Source organism: Asticcacaulis sp. P2_C5, from assembly GCF_056404555.1.
On record NZ_JBFUDU010000002.1, the window covers coordinates 228,029 to 254,155 of the forward strand.

Here is a 26,127-nt window from a genome sequence, read left to right on the forward strand (position 1 = left end):
CGCCGGTTAAGGCTTGATAAAGCTTTTGTTGATGAAAAATTCATTATTTTCAGTGGCTTGAGCAACGCTATATTCACCATTTCTGTTTAGCATGATCATCATGATACAGCCTGTTCTCGCCCTTATCGCCTGGTCGATGGTCATGCTCGTCTGGCTCTATGTCCGGCGGCTGCCCGCCCTCTGGCGCTATGCTACGACCGAAGCGAATCCGCGGTCGCGCGAGGCCGTGCGTCACCTGCCGGCCCGGGCGCAATGGCCGGCGGACAATTACAATAATCTTCTGGAACAACCGACACTGTTCTACGCCCTGTGCCTGGGCATCTATCTCAGCGGCTTGTCGAGCCCGGATATGGAATATCTGGCCTGGCTCTATTTTGCCCTGCGGGTCATCCATTCGCTAGTCCAGGCAACGTGGAACGAGACGGTGGTGCGCTTCTGCCTGTTCGTCGCCGGTTCCGGCGTGCTGGGCCTGTTGTGTGTCCTGGCCGTGCGCCTTGGCTTTGGTATTTGAGCGGTTTTCTATCGCTCTCGGCTATATCTTTCGAAAACATTTTGAATTTACAGTATTTTTCAACGCGGAAAGCGCAGAAAAGTCGGACAAGACGCGGAAACGAAGTTCCGGGCGGCCAAACTTCGAGTATTGCTTCTACTGCGCGTAGCGCCTTATGCCGTTCGGGTTGCCGACATCTCGGAATGAAAGCCCTTCGGGCACAGGCCTATCTGCGGCTCCAATTTCCACGCCTTGTCCGACTTTTCTGCGCTTTCCGCGTTGAAAATTGCTGTAATTACAGAATATTACGCCGCAGCCAAAGCCGCCCATAAACGGCTTGCGATCTATTGCGCCACATACGGCACGATCTGCCACATGTGCAGGACGTGCTTGATGCGGCCAGCTTCGGTGCCGGCCTTGGCGCCGTGACCGACATAGAGATCCGCACGGATATTGCCTTTGATCGCGCCACCGGTATCCAGCGCCGAGACCAGCCTGTGATATTCCGGGAAGGCGCCGTTCAGGGTGCCGGCCTTGGCGTCGATCCAGAACAGGTCACCGAGATCGTGCAGGGACGGGTCGACGGCAATGGCCGAACCCGGAGGCAGGGGCAGGCCGGCGGCGCCGTTGGGCTCTATTTGGTCGGGCTGGATGGCGAAGAAGGCGTAGCGCGGATTGGCGTTCATCACGTCGGTGGCCTCGGGACCGCGGTGATCGGCCAGCCACTGATGGATATTGTCGCCCGAGGTTTCGTTGCTGGCCAGGTAGCCGCGCTGGACCATGACCTTGGCGATACCGACGAAGGGCTGGCCGTTATCGGCGGCGTAGGCGGCGTAGACGCGACGGCCATCGGGCATGTCAAGAAAGCCCGAGCCCTGAAGCTGCATATAAAAATAGTCTTCCGGCCGCATGTAGTAGCCCGTCATGACCGGCATCATTTCGATATCGGCGCGGACATAGTAAGGAACGTATTTGTCACCGACCTTGCGCGCAGCGATCTTGGCGGCAGCGGAGGCGGGGGTCAGTTGGGCGCCGGGAATGATCACCAGGTCGGCGGGCTTGGGGCGTACGGGCTGCGAAAATTCGTCGGTCTGGACGTAGTTGGCGGCATAGTCGGGTACGTAATAGCCGGTCAGGGTTCCCTGGCCATCGAGCGGCACGACCTGCAGGTTGCGATTGAGGAAATCCTTGATCTGGTCCGGGGAGTCGAATTCCTGGGTCGCCAGGGTGGCGCAGATGGCGGCGTATTGCCGGCCTTTTTTATAGGTGCAGGTCGCGCGCAGGGCCTCGAGCGCGATGAAGGCGTCGGTGTCTTCCCAGCCGGGCAGGGTGGACAGGCGCTTTTCGACCGGGACCGGATTCACGGTCGGTACGGGCGGTTGGGTGACGGGGGGCGTCACCGGTGGCGTGGTCGGGGTGGTCGGTGGCGTGACCACCGGCGGTGTCGACGGCGTTTCGGCGCAGGCTGTGACGAGCAGGGCCAGGGCAAGACCGGCGGCCCAGCGGCCGCGTTTGAACAGGATACCGAACATGCCACCTCCACACGTGAAGCGGCACTTTGGTCTGTCAGGCGATTTGGGTCAAGTGCGCCGGGTCAGGCTTTTGCCGCTTCGACCTTGCTGAGCAGCCACGGGCTGTTGGGCAGGCGCAGGCCTTTCTGGAAGGTCCAGAATTCGGCGGTGCGCTTGAAGGTCTTGACGGGCTTATGGGCGTCTTTTTTGGTCGTTTCGGTTTTTGTGACCGGGACGGCGGATTCGACTGGCGATACAACAGGCGATTCTGGGGTCGGCTCTACAGCGGTTTCGGCCTCAACGAGGGGCGCTTCGACCGGCGGGGCTTCATAGGCCAGTTCCGACAGGAAACGTACGCGGATCTGGGCGACATCGTCCTTGAAGTCGATGACGTCGATGTCGGCCTTGGGCGTGTCGACGAAGCTTAAATGATCGTTGGGCACGGGGCGGGCAGCAATGGCCTTGGCGAAACTGCCATAGACGGTTTCAGACAGCTTGTCCTTGACGGTGTCAATTTCGCCCTTGTGGAAGGCGACGACAATTTGTTCGTAGGTTTCGCGGGCCTTTTCGAGGAAATTCAGTTCGTTGAAATTGGCGTCGCGCGTCTTGAGCATATCGAGGTTCGGCATGCGCGACGATTCGAGCGGCTTGTCACCCTTGCTCATCAGATCGAATTCCTCACCCTTGGCGGTTACGGGCTTGTCTTCGGCGCGAAAGCCAACCTTACGGCCCAGCACGTTATAGAGCTGGAACAGGATAACGACAGCGACGATGGCAAAAATGACAAGGGCAACCATATTCACGACAGGATCTCTTCTTTCTACCGACAGGATAAGCCCATTGATCCCTTCTATATAGGATAAGTTTGGCCGATGGGAACTCTTCGTTTGATTGCTTAAAATTTTCTTATCTGTTAGCAGCGTGTCCACACGCGCGGCGCCACCTGTGGAGGGCGGGCCGCAACCCCACCGGAGCCTTGAGTTAGATGACCGATACCCCCGCGACGACCGCACCGTCTGATGCCCCCGCCATGCCGAACATGCAGGTTCTGGCGCAATTTATCCGCGATTTCTCGTTCGAGAATCCGCGCGCACCGAACAGCCTGCGGACGGATTCGCGTCCTGAAGTCGATCTGGGCGTCGAAATGAGCGCCAAGGGCCGCACGGACGGTCTGTTCGAGGTCGACCTGAAGCTGACGGTCAAGGCGGCGACGCCGGAAGGCCCGATGTTCGCCATCGAGCTGGTCTATGGCGGCCTGTTCCAACTGGGCAATATCCCCGAAAACATGGTCGAGCCGACCCTGCTGATCGAATGCCCGCGCTATCTGTTCCCGTTCGCCCGCCGTATCATCGCCGATGTATCGTCGGATGGTGGTTTCGTGCCGCCGTTCTTCCTGGAGCCGATCGATTTCGGCACGCTGTATCTGCAGCAAAAGGCGAACATCAATGCGCAGGTCGCCGGCCAAGCCTGACGATTTCACGAAAAAGTCCTTCGGCTTCGCCTCAATGTACTTTTTCGTGGGCCAACATTGAAAAATCCAGGCGCGGGGCGGCCCGACGCCTGGATTTTGCTTTTTAGTGAACCCAGCCCTTGGCTGGGCTGTAGCTGCTTATCCCTTCCGCTACTTCCACAAACTCTTGTCTTTCAGGTATTTGGCGACAAAGGCTTCGTGGGCGGCGGCTTCGGCGGGTGAAATGCGCGAGGCCAGCGGGCGAGGGCGGGCGCCGTAGCTGATCGGATTGGCGACCTGGACGGCTTCGATACGCGCCGAGGCCATTTCGAGATCGAGGCCGCGTTCCTTGCCACCCAGCAATTCGAGATAGACTGAGGCCAACAGACGGGCGTCGATCAGCGCGCCGTGCAGGTCACGTTCAGCCAGGGAGACGTTGAACCGCCGGCACAGGGCGTCGAGCGAATTGGCCATGCCCGGGAATTTCAGGCGGGCGATTTCCAGCGTATCGATCCACTGGTCGACCGGCGGGGTGGGGCGATTCTGCTTTTCCAGCTCCATATTGATGAAGCCGCGGTCGAAGGCGGCGTTATGGGCGATAATCTTGCGATCGCCGATAAACTCCATCATCTCTTCGCAGATATGGGCAAACTTCGGCTTGCCGCGCACCTTTTCGTTGGTGATGCCGTGGACGCGAATGGCATCGGGCTCGATCTCGCGTTCCGGATCGATATAGTGGTGGAAGGTGCGGCCGGTCGGCAGCAGATCCTCGATTTCGATACAGCCGACTTCGATCAGGCGATGACCCTTTTTGTGGTCAATGCCGGTGGTTTCGGTGTCGAGTACGATTTCGGTAGCCATGGGCTAATATTCGGTTGATCCGGACCGGAGATCAAGAGTCGCTCTGAGAATAATCTGTTAACCGGAGCGAGAAGCAGGTTCGCGCAACGCGGTGTATGAGCGTCTTCGATAGTGGAATTTTGGATCACGAAAAGCACTAAAAGCAGAAAAGCACGAATGGTGGACCGCATTGAAAATCGCGCGCAGCGCCTTAATTCGGGTATGCCGCATCATGATTGATTGCCCTTCGGGCGAGGAAAATTCAGCGCGCTTCCTTCGTGCTTTTCTGCTTTTAGTGCTTTTCGTGATCCAAGATTCCACAGCCGGGGACGTGCGGTCACTACGTTGCGCTGATAGGCTTACTCACCCAGTTGCTGGATAATATCGCGGACTCGCGCCCGGCAGGCGTCCAGGCTTTGAGATGTGTCGATCACGAAATCGGCGCGCAAGCGTTTATCCTGGTCCGGCATTTGGCGCGACAGGATGGCAGCGAATTTTTCCTCGGTCATGCCCGGACGCGCCATGACCCTTTGCTTTTGGATATCCGCCGGACAGCTGACGACCAGAACCCGGTCCAGCGTCAGATCCGCGCCAGTCTCATACAGCAAGGGAATATCGGCAACGACCAGGGGCGCGTCGGGATGGGCTGCCAAAAACGCATTGCGGTCATCGACGGTCGCCGGATGGACCAGGGCATTCAGCGTATCGAACTTCCCCTTCGCCGCAGCCAGAAGCTTGACGCGGTCGACCACGCCATCGGTGATGACGTCACCAAAAGCTTCGCTCAACTGGGTTTTAAGCGACCCGGATTGGGCATAGAGGCGATGAACCGCCTCATCGGCATCCCACACCGGCACGCCTTCATCGGCAAACATGGCGGCTATGGTCGATTTGCCCATGCCGATCGAACCGGTGAGGCCCAGCGTAATCACGCCGCCTCGCCTAAAAACTGCAGGGCCAGGGCGCGGATATCGAAGCCGGGCCACGGTTCGGCCCCGTAGAAGGCGACAAAAGATGGCCGCGCCTGTTCGATCAGCATGCCCAATCCGTCGACAATGCTCAGGCCGCGCGCTTCGGCCGCCATAAGCCAGGCGGTTTTCAGCGGCCGGTAGGTCATGTCCATGACGGCAGCCGAAGCATCCAGGGTCTCAAACAGCGGATGCGGGCCACCGGAGGCAGCGTTGATAATGGCGACAGACCCGGTAAAGGCCCGCTCGACCTGGGTCATGTCGAAGGCGGTAACGCCGGTCTTGAAGGCGAAGACCAGCTCTTCGGCGCGGGCCAGGGTGCGGTTGATGACGCGCACCTCCGGACAGCCCTTGTCGAGCAGGGCAGCCACCACCGCACGGGCCGCACCGCCGGCGCCCATGATGGCGACCGGGCCAGCCGTCAAGTCGCAGTTGGGCGCCTGCAGTTCGAAGGCACGGATCAGGCCATGGCCATCGGTTGAGTCCGCGTGGACATAGCCTTCGTCGTCGAAAGTCAGGAGATTGGCCGAGCCGGCGCGCTGCGCAGTGTCGGAGACGGTGTCGGCCAGGGCGAGGGCCTGGGCCTTGAAGGGTGCGGTGACATTGAGGCCCTTGATGCCATTGGATCGGCACGACAGGACGAGACGGTCAAAGCCGTGTTCGTCCTTGGGCCCGAAGGCGGCATAGATACCGTTCAGCTTCAGGTCGCGCAACCAGGCATTGTGCAGGAAGGGACTGAGCGAATGGTGCACCGGCTGGCCGACGACGGCGGCAAGCATGGCGGCGCCGGTGGGAAGTGTGTCGATCATGACGGGATAAACCTCATCTGGCGCAGCTGGGCGAGGAGCTGGAAGAGCGACAGGCCCAGAACGGTGAAATAATCCCCCCGAATGGCTTCAAAGAGATGAACGCCTTCGCCTTCGAGCTGATAACAGCCGACACTGCTCAGGATCTTGTCACCGTTTCGTGCGAGATAGTCGTCGATCCAGGCGTCACTGAGTTTTCGGGCATGCATTTCGGCGGTTTCGACATGCGACCAAATGATATGACCGTTTTCCGCCAGAGCGAGACCACCGTGCAGGTAGTGGGTCTTGCCGCTCATCCGGCGCAACAGGTCGCGGGCCTCGGCCAGGTTATTCGACTTGCTGATCAGATCCTTGTCGAGTTGCAGGACCTGGTCGCCGCCCAGTACCAGGCCGGAATGGCTTGCCGCGACATGGGCAGCCTTGGCCTCGGCCAGTTTCAACGCCACAGCCTTGGGGCTCATGCCGCGTGCCAGGCAATCGTCCTTGATGGCATCTTCATCGAGGTCGGCAGGGATCTTGTCGAACGCGATACCTGCGCCGGTGAGCAGGGCGGCGCGGGAGGCGGAACCGGAGGCGAGAATAAGCTTGGTCATGGCCAGCCTTCTTGGCGGTTTCATGGACTTTGTCCAGAGTTTCAGGAAGAATTTTGCCGCGAAAAGCGCCAAAAACGCGAAACAGGGAGGAAATATTTGGGCCCGAAGGGCAACAATTTGGCCAGCTCCTTACGTGGTTGGAAAGCTCTATGCACAAGATTTCCTTGAAACCTTTTTCGCGCTTTTGGCGCTTTTTGCGGTAAAAAGTCTTATCTGTTTCGAAACGCAGTCTGCTTCCGACTTTGCTTGAATATCCGTGTCGGCGCGTAGCGGCGATCCGTGTCATCCGTGGTTAAACCTTCTCTTTTTTGGAGTCAGTTGCCAAGCTGCATCCAATGAGACGTCGGACATGTGGTTATAAGATTTGGCCACAGATGACACGGATCGCCGCTACGCGTCGACCCGGATGGAGCCTGTTTGGAGTCTTGATTTGCTTTTTGTTGCAGTGCAGCTAATTCTTGATCGTGGTTAACCATTGCCTTCGATGGCCCCTTTGTTGAGGTATGATCATGACCACCTATAATGGCACGCCGGACCCGGATACCTTCAGCGGCACTACGGGCCGGGACACCTTTCTCAATATAGGCGTTGGCGATACCGTCGATGGCAAGGCCGGCGACGATACCATAGCCATCGACCTGTCGGCCGCCACCACCGCCGTGATCTACAATGCCGTTGCCGCCGCAACGGCTTTGGGCACAAACCTGTCGCAGGGGCTCAGCGTGCGCAATGTCGAATTCCTGCGCGCGCTGAAAACCGGGTCGGGCAATGATACCCTGATCGTCAGCGTGGCCCAGGGCCCGTTCAAATGGGACGGCAACGGCGGCACCGACACACTTAGGATCGATTTCAGTGCCGCCACCGAAGCCATGCGGTCGAACGTTACGGCGACCGGCTTCAACTTTCGCGCCGGGCAGTGGGATACCGGCGATTACGCCACGGCGAACCATGTCGAGCTGCTGTATCTTGTCGGCAGTGCGTTCAACGACGCCATTGCCGGCGGTGCGGGGAATGACACGTTGCGCGGCGGAGCCGGTGACGACGTTCTTAATCCGGGCGGCGGCGCCGACTATGTCGATGGCGGCGACGGTTTCGACCGGATCGCCCTCAACTACGCGACCGCGACGCAAAATGTCATCTACGATGCGACCGTGTCGGCCTCAGCCGATGGCGGCAAATTGTTCAACGGCATGATCGTCAAGAATGTCGAAGGCATCGACGGCATCTTCACCGGGTCGGGCGACGACAAGCTGATCGTCGACGCCGGTACGCTTGGTTTCTACTGGAAGGCGGGGGCGGGCTTCGATCAGCTGGTCGCCAGCTACCTGACGGCCAGTCACGGCATCACGGTTAGCAATGTGGCGACCAGTGCCGGACCGCTGATCGTCATCACCGGCGGCGATATGGCCGTTGGCGACAGCGGTCAGGTTCTGGGCCTCGACAGGCTGTACATCACCGGTACCGCCTTTGCCGACACCCTGCAGGGCACGAAAGGGAGCGATCGACTGGACGGCGGCAAGGGCGTTGATACCCTGGCCGGTGGGCTGGGCAACGACACCTATATCGTCGACAGCAGCCACGACATCATCCTGGAAGACGCCGGCGGCGGCAAGGACATTGCCTATGCCAAGTCCAACTACAGTCTGGTCGGGACAGCGGTCGAGTATCTGACCCTGCTGGGCACCAAGGTGATCAATGCCACCGGCAATGAGCTGGACAATGTTATCAAGGGAAATACCGCTGATAACCGCATTACCGGTGGACTGGGAGATGATCGCATGACCGGTGGTGATGGGGCGGACACCTTCATCTTCACGGCCGGTAGCGGCTACGATATCATTGCCGACTTTAAGGCCTCACAAGGGGATATGCTGGATCTCAACGCCTATCACGCCCAGGCCACGGCGGTGATCAGCCAGCACGGCGCCACCACCCGGATCGATCTGGGCGGAGGGAATGTTGTCGAGTTGCATTATGTCACGGCAAATGCGGAGTTCCTGAGTCATATCGTTTGGTAAGACGCAGGGGCACAGCCCCTGCACCCGGAATCGCTGCAGCGTTGACCTCAGATTCCGCCCAGGCGGCCAGTGCGCTTTTCGTTGAGCAGGCTGATAATGTTGGCCGAGGTTTCCTCGATCGAGCGCCGTGTCACGTCGATCACAGGCCAGCCCTTCTTCTCGAACAGCCGGCGGGCGCGGATAATCTCCTCGCGCACAGCCTCCTGGTCGGTATAGGAGCTGGGTCGGTCGTCATTGTTCAGGGTCAGCAAACGGTTCTTGCGTATCTGGATCAGGCGCTCCGGTGAAGCGATCAAGCCGACGATCAGCGGTATATTGAGCGCGTCGAGCTCATCGGACGGATCGCGACCCGGCACCAGCGGGATATTGGCCGCCTTGATGCCGCGATGGGCCAGGTAGATACAGGTGGGAGTCTTGGAGGTACGGCTGACCCCCACCAGGACAACATCGGCCTGGCGCAGCTTGTCCGCCGCGGCGCCATCATCGTGGGCAATGGCGTAGTTGAGCGCCTCGATACGTTCAAAATATTCGTTGTCGAGATTGTGCTGGGCGCCGACGCGTTTGGAGACCGCGGCGCCGAGATGACGGGAAAAGGCCACCACCAGCGGATCCAGCACGCCGATCGACGGAATGTCGAGCTCGCGGCACCGTGCTTCCAGCATGTTACGCAGGTCGGCATCGATAATGGTATGCAGCACGATGCCGGGAAAGCTTTCGATCTCGACCAAGGCCCGCTCCATCTGCTTTTCGGAGCGGATCAGGACGTAGATATGCTCGATCGGCAATATGCCTTCGAAACGGGCTGCCGCCGCCTTCGCCAATGCGTTCAAGGTCTCTCCGGTCGAGTCGGAAACCAGGTGAACGTGGAAATAGGTACCGATCTTCAACGGAGGCAGGGACATGGGACCGTCCTGAGTGAGCTATTCCCAGCTCATACGCGGTTTTGCGGCAGCGTGTCACGGCAAGATTGGCGCTTATATAGCCTTTGAAAGAACACTGTCATAAAAAATATAACTGTGCAGCGTACTGTGGACGGATGGGAACGGATTGTGCGCTGTTTGCGTTCAAGCCCGCGAACCCGTCCGCGGCTGGGGACGGGGGTGCATAAGCCGTGATTTTATCCCAATTCCGCCCCATGTGTTAAGAATGTATTAACGCGAAGCGGCAGCCTGTGCATGTGTTAAGACTTTCTTAACCATTCAGATTCTATTCGCGCAGGATGTTAAGAAAAAATTAACCAAAATAAAGATTTGGTAAATTATCCGCGCCATCCACAGGCTGTGAACGGTCAATTATCAAGCCATGGCGAGATTGTGAAAAACCGGTGAGTCACGGGGAATCTGCGACACTTTTTCCATCTGTCCCCGGCACTATAACTTCTCCAATCTCTTTTCTTTTCTTTAGGTTTAAGTCATGACGGCGCCACACATTGTGCAAAGGCCAAGACTATGCGAAGGCCCCAGCCTGAGCGAAGGAAAGACTCCATGCCGGCAAAAGAGGCACCCATCATCGCGGTTATCAACGGCCAGACGGTGACGCCGCCACCGGTGTGGTTCATGCGTCAGGCGGGGCGGTATCTGCCGGAATATCGCGAACTGCGGGCAACGACCTCGGGCTTTGTCGATTTCTGCCTCAATCCGGAAAAGGCGGCCGAGGCGACCTTGCAGCCGATCCGGCGCTTCGGCTTTGACGCCGCTATCCTGTTTTCCGATATACTGATGATCCCCCTGGCCCTGGGTCAGGACCTGACCTTTGCCGCCGGCGAAGGCCCCGTGCTGGGCGAACTTCCGGATTTGGCAGCCATGCAGGATAAGGCGCATGCGGCGGGTGAGGCGTTGAAGAATGTCGGCGAGACACTCCAACGGGTCAAGGCCGAGCTGGGACCCCAGACCGCGCTGATCGGTTTTTGCGGTGGGCCTTGGACGGTCATGACCTATATGCTCAATGGACGAAAGGCGCATGATCGCAGCCTGATCCGCAGCTTCGTCTATGACGACCCGGCCAAGGTCATGGCGTTGATGGAGATCGTTATCGAGGCGTCAGCGCAGTATCTGCTGATGCAGGCCCAATCGGGGGCGCAGGTGTTGAAAATTTTTGAGAGCTGGGCGGAAGGGTTTCCTGACCCGTATTTCGATCAATTGGTCATTCAGCCGCATATCCGCCTGGTGAAGCGTGTACGAGAGCTGGGTGTGACCTTGCCGATCATTGGCTTTCCGCGCGGCGCCGAGGCCAGGTGCCAGGATTACATGGACGTGGTGCCGGTCGACGCCATGGCTCTGGGGACGGCGACGCCGTTGCGTCTGGGGGCGGCTTTACAGAAACAAAAGCCGATCCAGGGCGCTTTGGACCCGGTCGTGCTGCGATCCGGTGGGGCGGCTCTGGATGCGGCGATCGACGGTATTCTCGAAGCCTGGGGTCATGGCCCCTTGATCTTCAATCTGGGGCACGGCATCTTTCCCGATACGCCGATCGCTCACGTTGAGCAGGCGTTGAAACGGATCCGGAGCCAGTAATGCAGAAGACGACCGCGCGAAGCGTTCTTGGCTCCAAATCGCCCTCAAACAGCGGAGCGGTAGGGCAAAAAAAAAGAGTAGCGGTATTGCTGTTTAACCTGGGTGGGCCCGCCAAGCCTGCCGACGTGAAGGGTTTTCTGTACAACCTGTTTGCCGATCGGCGGATTATCGATCTGCCGTGGGGCGTGCGTCAGGGTGTGGCGTCGCTGATCTCGGGCCGGCGCGCGGCTTCGGCGCGGCAGAACTATGCCAAGATGGGGGGAGGGTCGCCGATCCTGGCCGAAACACGCGACCAGGCGGTGGCTTTGGAAACGCATCTCAACAAGATCGCTGGCATAGAGGCCAAGGTCTTTGTCGGCATGCGGTATTGGCATCCCTTTATCGAGGACGTGGCCAGGGACGTTGAAAAGTGGAAGCCGGACGAGGTGGTGGTCTTGCCGCTGTATCCGCAGTTTTCGAGCACGACGACCTTGTCGGGGTTTGAGGCCTTTAAGGGTGCGTTTCGCGGCAAGGCGCCGGTAAAATATGTCTGTTGCTATTCTGACAATGACCATTTCGTCCATGCTCATGCGCAGATGATTACCGAGTGGTTGAAGACCTCGGTGCCCGATCCGGCCAATTGCCGGGTTTTGTTTTCGGCCCATGGTTTGCCGGAGAAGATCATCAAGAAGGGCGATCCCTACCAGGCGCAGGTCGAGAGCTGTGTCGCGAAGATTGTCGGACAGATCGGGGCGCAGGATCATGTCGTTTGTTATCAGAGCCGGGTCGGACCGTTGAAATGGATCGGGCCATCGACGGAAGAGGCGATTGCCGCGGCCGGAAAGGCGGGGAAGGCGGTTTTGGTGGTGCCGATCGCTTTTGTATCCGAGCATATCGAGACCCTGGTCGAGCTGGATATCGACTATGCGCATTTCGCGGCTAAGAACGGTGTGTCGGTGTATCGCCGGGTGCCGGCCTTGCGGACCAACAAAGGGTTTGTGCAGGCCCTGGGCGCCGAGGTGATAAAGGCCTTGGGAACGAAGGATGTGGTGACGGGCGATCATGACTGTGCCGGCTGTCACAAGTTTTGTCCAAAGAGGGCGGCATGAGCTGGTTTGATGCGGTACCGTGGTACGATCTGGCGCGCGGGCTGCACATCGTGGCGGTGATCGCCTGGATGGCCGGGTTGTTGTATCTGCCGCGGTTGTTTGTCTATCACATCAAGCATGGCGACCAGACGCAGGTCACCGATGTGTTCAAGGTCATGGAGCGCAATCTGCTGCGTTTGATCATGAACCCGGCCATGATGATCGCGTGGGTCTTCGGGGGGTGCCTGCTGTATATCCGGCTGAAGGGGCAGGGCTGGGGGCTGTTGACGCAGCCGTGGCTGATTACGAAATTGACCGGTGTGGTGTTGCTGACAGGGTATCATCATTTCCTGGCAGCGCGCTTCAAGAAGCTGCAACGCGGGGAAGACATCGGGACCGAGAAGTTCTGGCGGATGATCAATGAGGTGCCGATTGTGCTGGCCTTGATCATGGTGTTGTCGGTGACGCTGGAGTGGGGATCGCACTAGAAACGAAGGGGGTTTGGGGCCTGAGGCCCCAAGTCTTCCCTTTTTCTTCCTTTGCCTCCTGCCCTTTAGGGGCGGAGCAAAGGAAGAAATAAGCAAGGTTTGTGGGGTCGCGGACCCCACGCCCCATTAGTATCTTGACGGATCGCCCTCCAGAGTGCACAACACCCCCGATTTGTTCCGTTGCCGTTTCGGCCGAACAAAACTCAACAGGCCCCACGTTCTGTGGAACAGCCTTTTCAAACGATTAAATTTTCCGCCTTTTCCAACACTTACGTCAAAAGGCTAGGGGACTCATCCGGATTCCAAGCGGTATAACCCCGCCGGTCTCCAAGTGTGCGCCCGCTGCAAGAAGAGACACATGAGCCAAGATAACGAGAACGACGTCCCCGAACTCGAAGCCGCAGACCTCGAAAACCCGGCCGAAGAGAACGACACCGATACCGAAGACCAGGACGAAGACGCCCCCGGTCCGTTGAGCGGACAGAAGATGTCGCTCCAGACCCTGAAGGACAAGTCGCCCACCGACCTGGTCACCTTTGCCGAAGGCATGGGGATCGAAAACGCCTCCAACCTGCGTAAACAAGACCTGATGTTCGCCGTCCTCAAGGCCCTGGCCGAAGACGGCGTCGAAATCACCGGTTCCGGCGTGGTCGAAGTGCTGCAGGACGGCTTCGGCTTCTTGCGCTCGCCCGAAGCCAACTACCTGCCCGGGCCCGACGACATCTATGTCTCGCCGCTGCAGATCCGCCGCCATGGCCTGCGCACCGGCGACACCGTCGAAGGCCCCATCCGCAGCCCGCGTGAAGGCGAACGCTATTTCGCCCTGCTCAAGATCCAGACGATCAATTTCGAAGACCCGGAAAACATCCGCCATAAGGTCCACTTCGATAACCTGACGCCGCTCTATCCCGACGAACGCCTGTGGATGGAGATCGACGATCCGACGCTGAAAGACCGCTCCGGCCGTATCATCGATATCGTTGCGCCTCTGGGTAAGGGCCAGCGCTGCCTGATCGTCGCCCCGCCGCGCGTCGGCAAGACCGTCATGCTGCAGAATATCGCCAAGTCGGTCGCCGCCAACCACCCCGACAGCTACCTGATCGTGCTGCTGATCGACGAACGCCCCGAAGAAGTGACCGACATGCAGCGCACCGTGCGCGGTGAAGTCATCTCCTCGACCTTCGACGAACCGGCCACCCGCCACGTCCAGGTCGCCGAAATGGTCATCGAAAAGGCCAAGCGCCTGGTCGAGCACAAACGCGACGTCGTCATCCTGCTCGACTCGATCACCCGTCTCGGCCGCGCCTATAACACCGTCGTGCCGTCCTCCGGCAAGGTCCTGACCGGTGGTGTCGACGCAAACGCCCTGCAACGCCCCAAGCGCTTCTTCGGCGCCGCGCGTAATATCGAAGAAGGCGGCTCGCTGACCATCATCGCCACCGCCCTGATCGATACCGGTTCGCGGATGGACGAAGTCATCTTCGAAGAGTTCAAGGGCACCGGCAACTCGGAAATCGTGCTCGACCGTAAGGTCGCGGACAAGCGCGTCTTCCCCGCCATGGACGTGCTTAAGTCCGGTACCCGCAAGGAAGAACTGCTCACCGACAAGTCGAACCTGCAAAAGACCTACGTCCTGCGCCGCATCCTCAACCCGATGGGCGCCCAGGACGCGATCGAATTCCTGATCGACAAGCTGCGTCAGACCAAGAACAATGCCGAGTTCTTCCAAAGCATGAACACATAAGTAGAGCTCTGACGCCGCCGCGCTTGCCAAATGCTTTGAATTTGGAGGCGTCTAAAACCGCTAAACTCTTGCCAACCCGATATGACAAGCTCATATCGGGTTGTTGCTTTTTTGCTATCTGCTTCGGAGATCCTCATGAAGGTCACGGTCAATGTCGAATGTTCGCCCCAGGAAGCGCGGACTTTTCTGGGGCTTCCCGACGTTGAACCGCTGAACGACTACATGATCGGCGCCATGAAGACGCGGATGGAACAGAATATCCACTCCATGCAGCCGGAAGAGATGCTCAAAAATTGGTCGAGCCTGGGCGTCACGGCACAGGATCAGTTTTTCAAGCTGATGCAATCGGCAGCGCAAGCCTCGATGAAATCCTTCGGCGGCAAGCCCGACAAGTAAGGTTGGCGCCGAATAGTGACCTATCTCTTTGGCAGATAGTCTTGACTTTTCTTTGCCCACCCCGTTTACGGGGAGGGTGGCGCGAAGCGCCGGGCGGGGCTCTTCTTCTGAGCGAATGCCTAAGTCTCCGGAATAAGCCGTGTTTCACGTGAATCAAACCATCTTTGCCCTGGCCAGCGCACAGGGCCGGGCAGGGGTGTCGATTATTCGCCTCTCCGGCCTGCAGGCCTTGGCAGCTTTGCGCCAACTGACGACGAAGGCAATTGAGCCGCGCCGGGCGGTGTTTACCCCCCTGACCTATCAAGGCGAACTGATCGACGAGGCGGTGGTGCTGTGGTTCAAGGCGCCGCACAGCTTTACCGGTGAGGACTGTGTCGAGCTACATGTCCATGGCGCTCGGGCGGTCCTGGATCGACTTTATCAAATCCTGCGAGAACTGGGTCTGCGGCTGGCCGAGGCAGGGGAGTTTTCTCGCCGGGCATTGGAAAACGGCAAGCTGGATCTGACCCAGGCTGAGGCGATTGCCGACCTGGTCGATGCCGAATCCGAGGCGCAAAGACGCCAGGCCCTGACCCAGATGGGCGGGGGGTTGAAGACACAATACGAAAGCTGGCATTCCGACCTGGTCGAGATACTGGCCCGGATCGAAGTCTATATCGATTTTCCCGACGAGGATCTGCCTGACGAATTGACCGACTCGATTCTGGAGCGGATTGCCGCGGTGGAGAACAGGCTGGCTGAAGCCCTGGCCCAATCCCAGCGCGGCCGCCAAATTCGGGAAGGCTACCGGATCGTCGTCCTGGGCGAACCCAATGCCGGCAAGTCGAGCCTGTTCAACGCGCTGCTGCAGGCGGAAGCGGCGATCGTGACGCCAATCGCCGGCACGACACGCGATGTCATTGAGGCACAGTTCCGCATCGGGCCCTATTCGGTGTTGTTGTACGACACGGCTGGACTACGCGAAACCGACGAAATCGTCGAGGCAGAGGGTATCCGCCGCGCCAGGGCCAAGGCTGAACAGGCTGATCTGCGGGTCTGGGTGATCGATGCCTCGGACAAGACGGCGCAGATACCAAACGGGATTCATCCGGGTGACCTCGTCGTCTTCAACAAATATGATCAGACGACGGACAATCTATACGAGTCTTTCGTTAATCGCCATGATTCACGTGAAACATCGGCCTTCAAGATCAGTGTGTCCAACGGACTGGGCATGGGCCAGCTCGTCAAAGCCCTGGAGGGGAGGGTGACTGAACAGCTATCTGTCCAGACCTTTCCGGCGGCAACGCGGCAACGCCACATCGATCGCCTGAAAGAGGCGCTTGCCCAGTTGATAGCGGGGCGTGAAGGCCGGTTACGTGTACCAGAGTTGACGGCAGAACATATCCGGTCTGCGATCAATGCGTTCGAATCCCTGTTCGGACGCTACGATGTCGAAGGCGTGCTGGATGTTGTGTTCTCGACCTTCTGCATCGGCAAATAAAACGCCACTGTTTCACGTGAAACACTTCATTAGCAATTCGACATTTAGCGATTCGACTGGGGCAGCCTTATCTGCTATAGCCCCGGCTAACTTTCCGGACATCAAAATGCCTACAGAATTCCAATCCCTTTGGGACGTCATTGTCGTTGGCGGCGGTCATGCCGGCTGTGAAGCCGCGACCGCGTCAGCCCGTATGGGCGCCAAGACCCTGCTGCTCACCCACCGTAAAGACACTCTAGGCGAAATGTCGTGCAACCCCGCCATTGGCGGTTTGGGCAAGGGCCATCTCGTGCGCGAGATCGACGCCCTGGATGGCATTATGGGCCGGATGGCCGATCAGGGTGGGATGCAGTTCAAGGTCCTTAATCGCTCGAAGGGCCCGGCGGTCCGTGGCCCACGCGCCCAGATTGACCGCAAGCTCTATCGCGAGGCTGTACAGCGTGAACTGTTTGCCACGGAAAGCCTGACAATTATCGACGCGGCAGTTGAAGACCTGGTGTTGGATAACGGCCAGATCGGTGGTGTTATCGACGCCAATGGCGTCACCTATCTGGCCAAGGCTGTGGTCCTGACCACCGGTACCTTCCTGCGCGGCGTCATCCATATCGGCGAAAAACGTACACCTGCCGGGCGTTGGGGTGAGGGGCCGGCCAATGGCCTGGGTCAGCGCCTGTATGATCTGAAGCTCAATATGGGTCGGCTGAAGACCGGCACGCCGGCACGCCTCGATGGCAAGACGATCCATTGGGACCGCCTGGAACAACAGTTGGGCGACGATCCGATCCAGCCGTTTTCCTATCTCACCGAGCGCATCGACCGCGAGCAGATCGCCTGCGGCATCACCTATACCAACGAAAAGACCCACGCCATTATTGCAGAACGGTTGAATGAATCGGCCGTTTACGGCGGACACCTGTCCGGCCGCGGGCCGCGCTATTGCCCATCGATCGAGGATAAGGTCGTTAAATTCGCCGACAAGACGTCGCACCAGATCTTCCTGGAGCCGGAAGGTTATGATGACGACACGGTCTATCCGAATGGCGTCTCGACCTCTGTCTCGGAAGCAACCCAGGAAGCCTTTCTAAAGACGATCGTCGGGCTGGAAGACGTCGTCATCAAGCGTTTCGGCTATGCGATCGAATACGACTATGTCGATCCACGTGAATTGCTACCGACCCTCGAATTGAAACCACTGCCGGGACTTTTTCTGGCGGGACAGATCAATGGCACCACGGGCTACGAAGAAGCCGGTGCACAGGGTCTCATGGCCGGCGTTAATGCCGCGGCCAAGGCCGGTGGCTACAGCCCGGTGATCCTTGGGCGTGACGAAGCCTATATTGGGGTCATGATCGACGATCTGGTGACGAGGGGTGTCACCGAGCCCTATCGCATGTTTACCAGCCGGGCGGAATTCCGCCTGTCGCTGCGTGCCGACAATGCCGATCAGCGCCTGACCGACAAAGGTTTAGCGTTCGGCGTGGTGGGCGGTGTGCGCAAGACTCAATGGACGGCAAAGCGTGATGCGCTGGACACCATCCGGACCCGTGCGGCGGAACTGAACGCCACGCCCAAGGAAGCCCTGGCGCGCGATATTCAGGTCAATGGAGACGGTCAGCGACGCAATGTCATGCAGTTGATGGCCTATGATAGCTGTTCACGTGAAAAGCTCGAGGTGCTGTGGCCGGAAATCGCTGCGTGGCCTGAGGCCCTGTACGAGCAAATCGAGATCGACGCGCTCTATGCCGGTTATATGGGGCGGCAAAAGGCGGAGATCGACAACTTCCGCAAAGACGAGAATCTGGCTCTGCCGGACGATCTCGACTATCTGGCGATCGGTGGTCTGTCGAACGAAGCGCGCGAGAAGCTCAACCGTGTGCGGCCGCAAACCCTGGGACAGGCGGGACGGATTGAAGGCATGACGCAGGGGGCGCTAACGACCTTGCTGTTCTATGTTCGTAATCAAGCCAAGCGGTCCGCATGAGCAATATTATGACGGCGAGTGAAATGGCGGCCAAGCTGCTGTTTCACGTGAAACACGAGGCTATCGAAGACCTGGAGCGTTTTCGCACGTTTCTGACCGCTCAGAACGAGGTGATGAACCTGGTCGGTCCGGCGACTGTCCCGCACTATTGGTCGCGCCATGTCCTGGATAGCGCGCAATTGCTGAACCATCGCCCGGACGCCCGGACATGGGCCGACCTCGGGGCAGGGGCGGGCTTTCCGGGTGTGGTCCTGGCTATTCTGCTGAAACACAGTGACGAACCTAAGCCTTGTGTCTATTTGATCGACAGCCTGGCCAAGCGCTGTCGCTTCTTGCAAACCGTGGTGGACGATCTGGCTCTGCCGGCCAAGGTGATTAATGATCGCGCCGAGAATGTCGACCTCACCGTCGATGTGGTCACGGCGCGGGCCTGCGCCCCGATGAGCAAGCTTTTGGGTTTTGCTGAACGCTTTATCGTCAAAGGCGCCGACGCCTGGTTTTTAAAGGGGGAAAACGTCTCTGCGGAACTGATGGACGCTGGCAAGATATGGCGTTTTGAGGTAGAAGAGACTGAGTCCCTTTCTGATCCGCGCGGTCGCGTGATCCATATCCAGAGGCTGCGCCGTGCCCGATAATTCCCCGATTGCGTCTGAAAAGAAGATGCGCGTCCTGGCGATCGCCAACCAAAAAGGTGGCGTGGGCAAGACGACCACGGCCATCAATCTCGGCACCGCCCTGGCGGCGATCGGCAAGAAGGTCCTGCTGATCGATCTCGATCCGCAGGGCAATGCCTCGACGGGTCTGGGCGTGCCCAAGGCTGATCGTGAGAGCTCGCTGTATGACGTCATTGTCGACCAGCGCCCGATCGGTGATACGGCGATTAAAACCTCCGTACCCGGTCTGTCACTCTTGCCGTCCGATCCTGATCTGTCCGGCGTTGAAATCGAACTGGGCCAGGCCGAGCGCCGGTCCTATCGCCTGCGCGACGCCCTGGAAGGTCTGGGTGAAAAACCGGTCTATGACTATGTCCTGATCGACTGTCCGCCGTCGCTGAACCTGCTGACGGTTAATGCGATGAGCGCGGCTGACTCCGTTATGGTGCCGTTGCAGTGCGAATTCTTTGCCCTGGAGGGTCTCAGCCAGCTGATGCGCACCATCGATCTGGTGCGCGGGTCGCTAAACCCGCGCCTCAGCCTGCAGGGTATCGTCCTGACCATGTTCGACAAGCGTAACGCCCTGTCGGGTCACGTGGAAAAGGACGTGCGGCAGCACTTCGGACATCTGGTGTATGACACGGTCATACCGCGCAATGTCCGGGTGTCGGAAGCGCCGTCCTTCGGCAAGCCGGCCCTGATCTACGACGTTCGCTGCTCGGGCAGTCAAGCCTATATTCAACTGGCCAAGGAGCTGGTGGCGCGCGAACGGGCGCGCAAGCCGCAAGCGGCTTAAAAGGAAGCTAAATGTCTGAAAAACAACGAGGTTTAGGTCGCGGACTGTCGGCCTTGCTGGGCGAACAGTCGGTCGCCAGGCCAGCGAATGCGGCCGTCGACGTCGCGGAAAAACCCGCTGAAGGCCAGCGCGGGCTGGAGCAACCGATCGAACTGCTGGTGCGCAATCCGGATCAGCCGCGCCGTGTCTTCAACGAAGGCGATGTCGACGAACTGGCCAATTCTATCCGTGAAAAGGGCGTTTTGCAGCCGATTCTGGTCCGGTCTGCCCCCGGTCAGCCCGGGCACTACCAGATCATCGCTGGGGAGCGCCGTTGGCGGGCTGCCCAGAAGGCCGGTCTCCATACCGTGCCGGTCATCATCCGTGAACTGGATGACCTGGAAGTGCTGGAAGTCGGCATTATCGAAAATGTTCAGCGTGCGGATCTGAATCCGATCGAAGAGTCGCGCGCCTACAAGGTTTTGATGGAGCGCTTCGGCCGCACCCAGGATGCCCTGGCCCAGGTGGTCGGTAAATCCCGCAGTCATATCGCCAATACCCTGCGTTTGCTGGCCCTGCCCGAGACGGTTCAGGATCTGGTTCTGCAGGGCCATCTCAGTGCCGGTCATGCCCGTGCGCTGATTACCGCGGAAGACCCCAAGGCTCTGGCGGCTGAAATCGTCAGCAAGGGTCTGTCCGTGCGTCAGACCGAAGTCCTGGTGCGCGACGAGGGTAAGACCGGCAGTTCGTCGGCGCCGAAAACGAAACCGGTGGCCAATGCCGACATCCAGGCGCTCGAACAGAATTTGCAGGAGGCTCTGGGGCTTCAGGTCAAGCTGAACGACGCCGGTGGTAAGGGTGAATTGAAACTGAGCTACAAAACCCTCGAACAGCTGGATGAGCTGTGTCGTAAGCTGATGAAATCATAGATTATTTTCTGAGAACGGCGTCCCTGGCGAATTTGAGCCGGAACGTCGGCCTCTGGCGGGTTAAATCGTCCGTATAGCGACGTGATTTCGCTAGAAGGCTCATCACCCTCCTCCCTGTCAAGCGAAGCGACGATGGGGAGGTGGCGGCGAAGCCGACGGAGGGGACTTTTTGTCGACCTAACGCTTCAATTGAAACATGCCTATCAGATGTGTTTATACGTCCACCGTCGTACCTGAGTCACCCAAGCTGACCCCTCCGTCGGCTTCGCCGCCACCTCCCCATGCTTCGCACAGGGAGGAGGGTGATATCCGAGAAATGTGTGAACATAAGTGCCCGTAATTAGGTCGGGGCTTTTTCCGACAGGGCGCCGCCGCTACAAACCCGCCCGATTGGCCTTGCCGGCGATTTGCAGGAACAGGCGCTCGGCGATCAGTAGGTCCGGCATGCCCGTCGACTTGCACTGCTTGTCGGCCTCGATCAGGTCGCCGGCCAGATTGTCGAGCACCTCGAAATTCCACGCCTTGGCCTGGCGCAACATATCGTCCTCGTCCTTCCAGAAGACGCCGGAGGCCTTGGCGGCCGTCTTACTATCCATCCCCTTGGCGATCATGCTCTTCAGCAGCTTGACCTTGCCGTAGTGGCCGCTGAGGGCGCGCATGGCGTCGGGTCCTGTCTCGCCCTCGGCAAAGGCGCGGCGCAAACCGCCCTGGGCCGCCTTCATACGGCCGCCGAACGCGTCCTGGGCGGCCTTGAACAGGGAGGCATCGGGTTCGACGCCGAGAAAGTCCTGCAGTTCCTTGTCATCGAGCGTCTTGTGGGATCCTGGGCCAATAAACAGGATGAGGCGTTCGATCTCCTGCTGGGCGACGCCGCGTTCCTTGGGCATGCGCTGAGCGAAGACGTCCATGGCGGCGGTCGACAGCGAGACGCCGTTCTGGGCGAAGGCTTCGCGCGCCATGCGGATGGTGTCGCCGGTTTCGTCATCATAGCAGGCGATGCTGACAAGGGCCTTGTCGGCGTCGGCGAGGCGGCGTAGCGCCGACTCCGAACCCAGACTACCCGCTTCGATGACAAGGAAGGCTTCACGGTTGTAGTCGCCGGCGGCGTGACTCTTGACGACAGCGGTGACGGCCTTGTCGAGGGCAGCCTTTTCGGTGAAGAATTTAAGGCGAACCAGGCGGCGGCCACCCATCATGGACAGGGATTGCAGCTCGCCTTCGAGACGTGCCGGATCGCTTTCGACGTCGGTATCGGTCAGCAGCGAGACATTGAACGGGTCGGTAATGTCGGGAACGACCTGTTTGGCCAGCAGGGTGGCGCGTTCGATGACCTGACTGCGGTCCTTGCCATAGATCAGCGCGCCCAGCACGTGCGCGGGCTGTGACCTGTAAAAGGCATCGATCTCGGGCTTTTTGACCAGCTTCATTGTCTTGGTTCGTAACTCCCAACTGGGTGTAAAATGGTTCGCGCAACGTGATGACGGCACGTCACTGCGTTGCACGACTTGCTCCATGTAACCGTCAGTACCACTTGGTCAAAGGTTTTCGCCCCACTTGGGAGTTATCTTGGTTCCGGATTAAGGGGCTGTGCCCCTTACCGCCGGAGGCCTTTTATTTGCCGTGGAAAAAGATAGCGAGGTCGGTCTGGATCTTTTGCGAGATTGCCGTCGCAATGCGTTCCTGCGCGTCCTGTTGCGAGACCACGCCGGTGAAGGGCGATTGCGAGGTATCGTAGGTCACCGTCTCCGAAAACTTGCCCTCGGTCATCTTCTTACCGGTGGCCAGGTTGGTCAGTTTGTAGTGCACGCCGGAGGTGATTTCGGACCGGGTCGAGGTATCGTCGATCTTGTAGCCGATGCTGTAGTGGCGTTCGGTCATGGTGACTTCGAGCTTGTACAGTTTGGGCGAGGCCTCGTCCGTGCCGAAACCGTTGCGCAGGTCCTGTTCCAGGAAATAGCCCGTGCGGGTTTGCGGTATCTCGAGACCGATCTGGGCCATGTTGACCGTGACGTTCTCGGCATAGAGCGGCACGAAGCCGGCGCAACCCTGCAGGGTCAAGGGGGCGACTGTGAGCATGCCCAGAAGCGCAAGCCTGATCAGGGAACGGTTTGGGGTGCGCATGACTTATCCCACCACGAAGTTGAGGATGCGGTTCGGCACGATAATGATCTTGCGGATCGCAGCGCCGTCAAGATGCCGTTTAACGCCTTCATCCGCAAGCGCCGTTTCGCGAATTTCGTCTTCGGAAGCGCCGACGGGGATCAAAATCTCGCCACGACGCTTGCCATTGACCTGGACGGGCATGACATAGGCGTCGTCCTGGGCCAGGGCGGGGTCGAATTTTGGCCAGTCGGCATCGGCGATCAGGCCAGGCTTGCCCAGCCGCGCCCAGCATTCTTCGGCCAGGTGCGGGGTGACGGGGGCGATCAGGCCAGCCAGCAGGGTCAGGGCCTCGATCCGCGCCTTAGAGCCTGTTTTGACGACGTCGGCGGTGCGGATGATGGTCACCAGTTCGTACAGCTTGGCGATGGCGGCGTTGAAGCGGAAGCCCTCGAAGCCCTCGGTAACCAACTTGACAGTCTTGTGCGCGGCCTTGAGCAGGGCGGCGGCAGCAGCTTCGTCCGTGCACGGACTCTCGTCCGGAGACAGACCGTCAAACAGATCCCAGATGCGGTGCGTCAAACGCCAGGAACCCTCGACGCCGGAGGTTGACCATTGCACATCGCGTTCGGGTGGCGAATCGGACAGAACAAAAAGGCGTGCCGAATCAACGCCGTAGGTGTCGAATATGTCGCCGGGGGCGACCGTGTTCTTCTTCGACTTGGACATTTTCTCGATGTCGCCGATGTCCAGGGCTTCGCCGGTCGAGACACGGACGGCTTTTCGGGTTCCGCCTTCGGTCGTGACCTCGACATCGGCCGGTTCGACCCAGGCGCCGTTGCTGTCGGAATAGGTTTCGTGGGTCAGCATGCCCTGGGTGAACAGGCCGGCGAAGGGCTCCTTGACGTCGAGATAACCGCAATGGTTCAGCGCCCGGGTGATGAAACGGGCATACAGCAGGTGCAGGACAGCGTGCTCGATGCCGCCGATATACTGGTCGACCGGCAGCCAGTGATCCGCGGCGGCCTTATTGACCGGAGTCGGTGATGTCGGGTCGGTGAAGCGGGCGAAGTACCACGACGAATCGACGAAGGTATCCAGCGTGTCGGTTTCGCGACGCGCGGCTGCACCGCAGTGCGGGCAGTTGACGTGTTTCCAGGTCGGGTGGCGTTCCAGCGGGTTGCCGGGAACGTCGAAGGTGACGTCTTCGGGCAGGACGACCGGCAGCTGGTCGTCGGGCACCGGCACGACGCCGCAGGCTTCGCAGTGGATGACCGGGATCGGGCAGCCCCAGTAGCGCTGGCGCGAGACACCCCAGTCGCGCAGCCGAAAGACCGTGGCGCCGGTTCCCAGGCCCATGTCTTCGATTTTCGCGATGGCGGCGTCCTTGGCGGCTTCGATCTCCAGGCCGTCGAGGAAGTCCGAATGAAACAAGGTGCCCGGGCCGACATAGGGTTCATTGCCGACGTACCAGGTATTCGGGTCTTCACCGGTCGGCAGGACGACTTCGGTAACCGGCAGATGGTATTTGCGAGCGAAATCGAGGTCGCGCTGGTCGTGGGCGGGGCAGCCGAAAATGGCGCCGGTGCCATAGTCCATCAGGACGAAGTTGGCGACCCAGACCGGCAGGGTGGCGCCCGGCTTGAACGGATGGTCGACCTTCAGGCCGGTGTCGAAACCCAGCTTTTCGGCGGTATCGATATCGGCCTGGGAGACTCCGCCGCGGTTCAGCGACTTGATAAAGGCGGCCAGTTTTTCATTGTCGGCCGCGGCGGCCTGGGCCAGCGGATGGTCGGCGGCAATGGCGATGAAGGCCGCGCCGAACAGGGTGTCCGGGCGCGTGGTATAGATTTCGACGCCGTCTTCAAAGCCCGGGACCGGCTTGCCGTGCATGGGGAAGCGCATCTGCAGGCCGCGCGACTTGCCGATCCAGTTGGCCTGCATCAGGCGCACCTTGTCGGGCCAGCGGTCCAGGGTGGACAGGCCGTCCAGCAGGTCTTCGGCAAAGCGCGTGATGCGCATGAACCACTGGGTCAGTTTCTTCTTTTCAACCACGGCGCCGGAGCGCCAGCCACGTCCGTCGATGACCTGCTCGTTGGCCAGGACCGTCATGTCGACCGGATCCCAGTTGACCTGGCTTTCGCGGCGATAGACCAGGTCGTGCTTCAGCAGGTCGAGGAACCAGCGCTGCTGCTGACCGTAATATTCCGGGGCACAGGTGGCGAATTCGCGCGTCCAGTCGATGCTGAGGCCCAGGCGCTTCAGCTCGCTGCGCATATTGGCGATATTGTCGTAGGTCCAGCCCTTGGGGTGGACCTTGCGTTCCATGGCGGCGTTTTCAGCCGGCATGCCGAAGGCGTCCCAGCCCATGGGATGGAGAACATTGAAGCCGCGGGCGCGCTTGAACCGCGCCACCAGGTCGCCCATGGCGTAGTTGCGGACGTGACCCATATGGATGCGTCCGGACGGGTAGGGGAACATCTCCAGCACGTAGTATTTCGGCCGGACGGGATCGTCGCGCGTCAGAAAGGTCTGGGCGTCGTCCCAACGCTGGCGCTGGCGGGGTTCGGTCTCTTTCGGATTGTAGCGGGCCATGAACTATATGTCTGGAAAAGGGAAGGTGGGTTATAGGGTGCGTTGTGGGCGACGGCAAACGCAAATGGCCGCCGAAGCTGTCTTCGGCGGCCATTAAAGCATGAAGATACAGCTCGTCTTATTTCTTGACGTCCGAAAGGCGTAGTTCGCGTGCACGCGACAGGATGGCGTTTTCGATGTCGAGCTGGGTCTGTTGCGAGACCTCGGCGTCGATCCACTGGCCGCCCTGTTGCACCTGCTTGTAGACCGACACGTTCAGGGCGTCGGCGCGCAGGCGGGCATCGAGGATGTAGATGGTCGTCTTGAAACGCTCATCCGGCTTTTGCGGATTGGCGTACCAATCGGAAATGATCACGCCGCCCCACGGATCGGCCGAGTTCAGGGGCATGAAGGAAATGGTGTCGAGCGAGGCGCGCCACAGATAGGCGTTGACGCCGATGCCGGCCTGCTGGTCGTAAGCCGCTTGCTTGGCCTGCTTGTTGCCGCCGCCGAACAGGTGGGAGATCGAAATCTTGTCGTTTGCAGGGTCCGGCGTCGTATAGGCCGTAGAGTCGGCTTTCTTGCCCATGCTGGAGCAGCCGCTTAAGCACAGGGCAGCGCCCAATGCAGCCAAGGCCAGGGCTGTCGTCCGCTTGATCGTCATCTAATGATCACTCCGCATCTGTTGTGAACCCGTGGTCCCAAGGCCCGGATTCCCCGTTTTATTGTTGCCGCTGTCTGGCTCCGC

General features: G+C 59.5%; 25 protein-coding genes. 14 read left to right on the plus strand and 11 right to left on the minus strand.

The window, feature by feature from the left end:
* The first annotated feature begins 100 nt into the window (after positions 1-100).
* Positions 101-511, plus strand: coding sequence for an MAPEG family protein (locus AC1DXO_RS04690; RefSeq protein WP_476976936.1), 411 nt, complete (start codon positions 101-103; stop codon positions 509-511).
* A 323-nt stretch (positions 512-834) separates the two neighbouring features.
* Here AC1DXO_RS04690 and AC1DXO_RS04695 read toward each other — a convergent pair whose 3' ends face one another.
* Positions 835-2,022: an MltA domain-containing protein gene (locus tag AC1DXO_RS04695; RefSeq protein ID WP_476976937.1), complete on the minus strand. Its 1,188-nt coding sequence runs from the start codon at positions 2,020-2,022 to the stop codon at positions 835-837.
* Between the two features lie 62 nt (positions 2,023-2,084).
* Positions 2,085-2,798 (minus strand): Tim44/TimA family putative adaptor protein, encoded by a 714-nt coding sequence (locus tag AC1DXO_RS04700; RefSeq protein WP_476977224.1) that lies wholly within the window; start codon positions 2,796-2,798, stop codon positions 2,085-2,087.
* Between the two features lie 188 nt (positions 2,799-2,986).
* Here AC1DXO_RS04700 and secB point away from each other — a divergent pair, with 188 nt between their 5' ends.
* Positions 2,987-3,472 (plus strand): protein-export chaperone SecB, encoded by a 486-nt coding sequence (gene secB / locus AC1DXO_RS04705; protein WP_476976938.1) that lies wholly within the window; start codon positions 2,987-2,989, stop codon positions 3,470-3,472.
* A 150-nt stretch (positions 3,473-3,622) separates the two neighbouring features.
* On the opposite strand, the gene dnaQ is transcribed toward secB, so the two are convergent.
* The 4 genes from dnaQ to AC1DXO_RS04725 all read right to left on the minus strand — a co-directional run bounded on the left by dnaQ (position 3,623) and on the right by AC1DXO_RS04725 (position 6,658).
* Complete coding sequence (gene dnaQ, locus AC1DXO_RS04710) at positions 3,623-4,312, minus strand: DNA polymerase III subunit epsilon (RefSeq protein WP_476976939.1); 690 nt, start codon at positions 4,310-4,312, stop codon at positions 3,623-3,625.
* Between the two features lie 338 nt (positions 4,313-4,650).
* On the minus strand, positions 4,651-5,223 hold the full coding sequence (gene coaE / locus AC1DXO_RS04715; RefSeq protein ID WP_476976940.1) for a dephospho-CoA kinase: 573 nt from the start codon (positions 5,221-5,223) through the stop codon (positions 4,651-4,653).
* Positions 5,220-6,068, minus strand: coding sequence for a shikimate dehydrogenase family protein (locus tag AC1DXO_RS04720; RefSeq protein WP_476976941.1), 849 nt, complete (start codon positions 6,066-6,068; stop codon positions 5,220-5,222). The genes coaE and AC1DXO_RS04720 overlap by 4 nt, the downstream gene beginning before the upstream one ends.
* Positions 6,065-6,658: a Maf family protein gene (locus tag AC1DXO_RS04725; protein ID WP_476976942.1), complete on the minus strand. Its 594-nt coding sequence runs from the start codon at positions 6,656-6,658 to the stop codon at positions 6,065-6,067. Before AC1DXO_RS04725 ends, AC1DXO_RS04720 begins: the two co-directional genes overlap by 4 nt.
* Here AC1DXO_RS04725 and AC1DXO_RS04730 point away from each other — a divergent pair.
* Both AC1DXO_RS04730 and AC1DXO_RS04735 read left to right on the plus strand, forming a co-directional pair.
* Entirely contained in the window at positions 6,657-6,908 is a 252-nt protein-coding gene (locus AC1DXO_RS04730; protein WP_476976943.1) for a hypothetical protein, read from the plus strand. The genes AC1DXO_RS04725 and AC1DXO_RS04730 overlap by 2 nt on opposite strands.
* A gap of 259 nt (positions 6,909-7,167) precedes the next feature.
* Positions 7,168-8,676 (plus strand): calcium-binding protein, encoded by a 1,509-nt coding sequence (locus AC1DXO_RS04735; protein WP_476976944.1) that lies wholly within the window; start codon positions 7,168-7,170, stop codon positions 8,674-8,676.
* A 47-nt stretch (positions 8,677-8,723) separates the two neighbouring features.
* Here AC1DXO_RS04735 and AC1DXO_RS04740 read toward each other — a convergent pair whose 3' ends face one another.
* A complete protein-coding gene (locus AC1DXO_RS04740) occupies positions 8,724-9,578 on the minus strand; it encodes a pyruvate, water dikinase regulatory protein (RefSeq protein ID WP_476976945.1) in 855 nt (284 codons plus the stop codon).
* 582 nt (positions 9,579-10,160) lie between these two features.
* Between AC1DXO_RS04740 and hemE the strand changes: the two genes are divergently transcribed.
* The 10 genes from hemE (at position 10,161) to AC1DXO_RS04790 (ending at position 20,705) form a co-directional block, all read left to right on the plus strand.
* The gene (gene hemE, locus AC1DXO_RS04745; protein WP_476976946.1) at positions 10,161-11,189 is read left to right on the plus strand and encodes a uroporphyrinogen decarboxylase; all 1,029 of its coding nucleotides are present in this window, start codon (positions 10,161-10,163) and stop codon (positions 11,187-11,189) included.
* Positions 11,189-12,277 (plus strand): ferrochelatase, encoded by a 1,089-nt coding sequence (hemH, locus tag AC1DXO_RS04750; protein WP_476976947.1) that lies wholly within the window; start codon positions 11,189-11,191, stop codon positions 12,275-12,277. Before hemE ends, hemH begins: the two co-directional genes overlap by 1 nt.
* A complete protein-coding gene (locus AC1DXO_RS04755) occupies positions 12,274-12,744 on the plus strand; it encodes a CopD family protein (RefSeq protein WP_476976948.1) in 471 nt (156 codons plus the stop codon). The genes hemH and AC1DXO_RS04755 overlap by 4 nt, the downstream gene beginning before the upstream one ends.
* Positions 12,745-13,102: 358 nt before the next feature.
* On the plus strand, positions 13,103-14,488 hold the full coding sequence (gene rho, locus AC1DXO_RS04760) for a transcription termination factor Rho (protein ID WP_476976949.1): 1,386 nt from the start codon (positions 13,103-13,105) through the stop codon (positions 14,486-14,488).
* Positions 14,489-14,623: 135 nt separating this feature from the next.
* On the plus strand, positions 14,624-14,884 hold the full coding sequence (locus AC1DXO_RS04765) for a DUF6489 family protein (RefSeq protein ID WP_476976950.1): 261 nt from the start codon (positions 14,624-14,626) through the stop codon (positions 14,882-14,884).
* A gap of 139 nt (positions 14,885-15,023) precedes the next feature.
* Positions 15,024-16,367, plus strand: a complete 1,344-nt coding sequence (mnmE, locus tag AC1DXO_RS04770) for a tRNA uridine-5-carboxymethylaminomethyl(34) synthesis GTPase MnmE (protein WP_476976951.1) — start codon at positions 15,024-15,026, stop codon at positions 16,365-16,367.
* 106 nt (positions 16,368-16,473) lie between these two features.
* Positions 16,474-18,348, plus strand: coding sequence for a tRNA uridine-5-carboxymethylaminomethyl(34) synthesis enzyme MnmG (mnmG, locus tag AC1DXO_RS04775; protein ID WP_476976952.1), 1,875 nt, complete (start codon positions 16,474-16,476; stop codon positions 18,346-18,348).
* A gap of 8 nt (positions 18,349-18,356) precedes the next feature.
* The gene (rsmG, locus tag AC1DXO_RS04780; protein ID WP_476977225.1) at positions 18,357-18,983 is read left to right on the plus strand and encodes a 16S rRNA (guanine(527)-N(7))-methyltransferase RsmG; all 627 of its coding nucleotides are present in this window, start codon (positions 18,357-18,359) and stop codon (positions 18,981-18,983) included.
* Between the two features lie 25 nt (positions 18,984-19,008).
* Positions 19,009-19,797 carry a ParA family protein gene (locus AC1DXO_RS04785; protein WP_476977226.1) on the plus strand — a complete coding sequence of 263 codons (789 nt, stop codon included), beginning with the start codon at positions 19,009-19,011 and terminating at the stop codon, positions 19,795-19,797.
* An 11-nt stretch (positions 19,798-19,808) separates the two neighbouring features.
* Positions 19,809-20,705, plus strand: a complete 897-nt coding sequence (locus AC1DXO_RS04790) for a ParB/RepB/Spo0J family partition protein (RefSeq protein ID WP_476976953.1) — start codon at positions 19,809-19,811, stop codon at positions 20,703-20,705.
* 374 nt (positions 20,706-21,079) lie between these two features.
* On the opposite strand, the gene holA is transcribed toward AC1DXO_RS04790, so the two are convergent.
* The 4 genes from holA to AC1DXO_RS04810 all read right to left on the minus strand — a co-directional run bounded on the left by holA (position 21,080) and on the right by AC1DXO_RS04810 (position 26,043).
* Entirely contained in the window at positions 21,080-22,132 is a 1,053-nt protein-coding gene (holA, locus tag AC1DXO_RS04795; RefSeq protein ID WP_476976954.1) for a DNA polymerase III subunit delta, read from the minus strand.
* A gap of 184 nt (positions 22,133-22,316) precedes the next feature.
* Positions 22,317-22,826: a hypothetical protein gene (locus AC1DXO_RS04800; RefSeq protein ID WP_476976955.1), complete on the minus strand. Its 510-nt coding sequence runs from the start codon at positions 22,824-22,826 to the stop codon at positions 22,317-22,319.
* A gap of 3 nt (positions 22,827-22,829) precedes the next feature.
* Complete coding sequence (gene leuS, locus AC1DXO_RS04805) at positions 22,830-25,400, minus strand: leucine--tRNA ligase (RefSeq protein WP_476976956.1); 2,571 nt, start codon at positions 25,398-25,400, stop codon at positions 22,830-22,832.
* A 118-nt stretch (positions 25,401-25,518) separates the two neighbouring features.
* Positions 25,519-26,043, minus strand: coding sequence for a DUF3576 domain-containing protein (locus tag AC1DXO_RS04810; protein WP_476976957.1), 525 nt, complete (start codon positions 26,041-26,043; stop codon positions 25,519-25,521).
* Between the last annotated feature and the right edge of the window lie 84 nt (positions 26,044-26,127).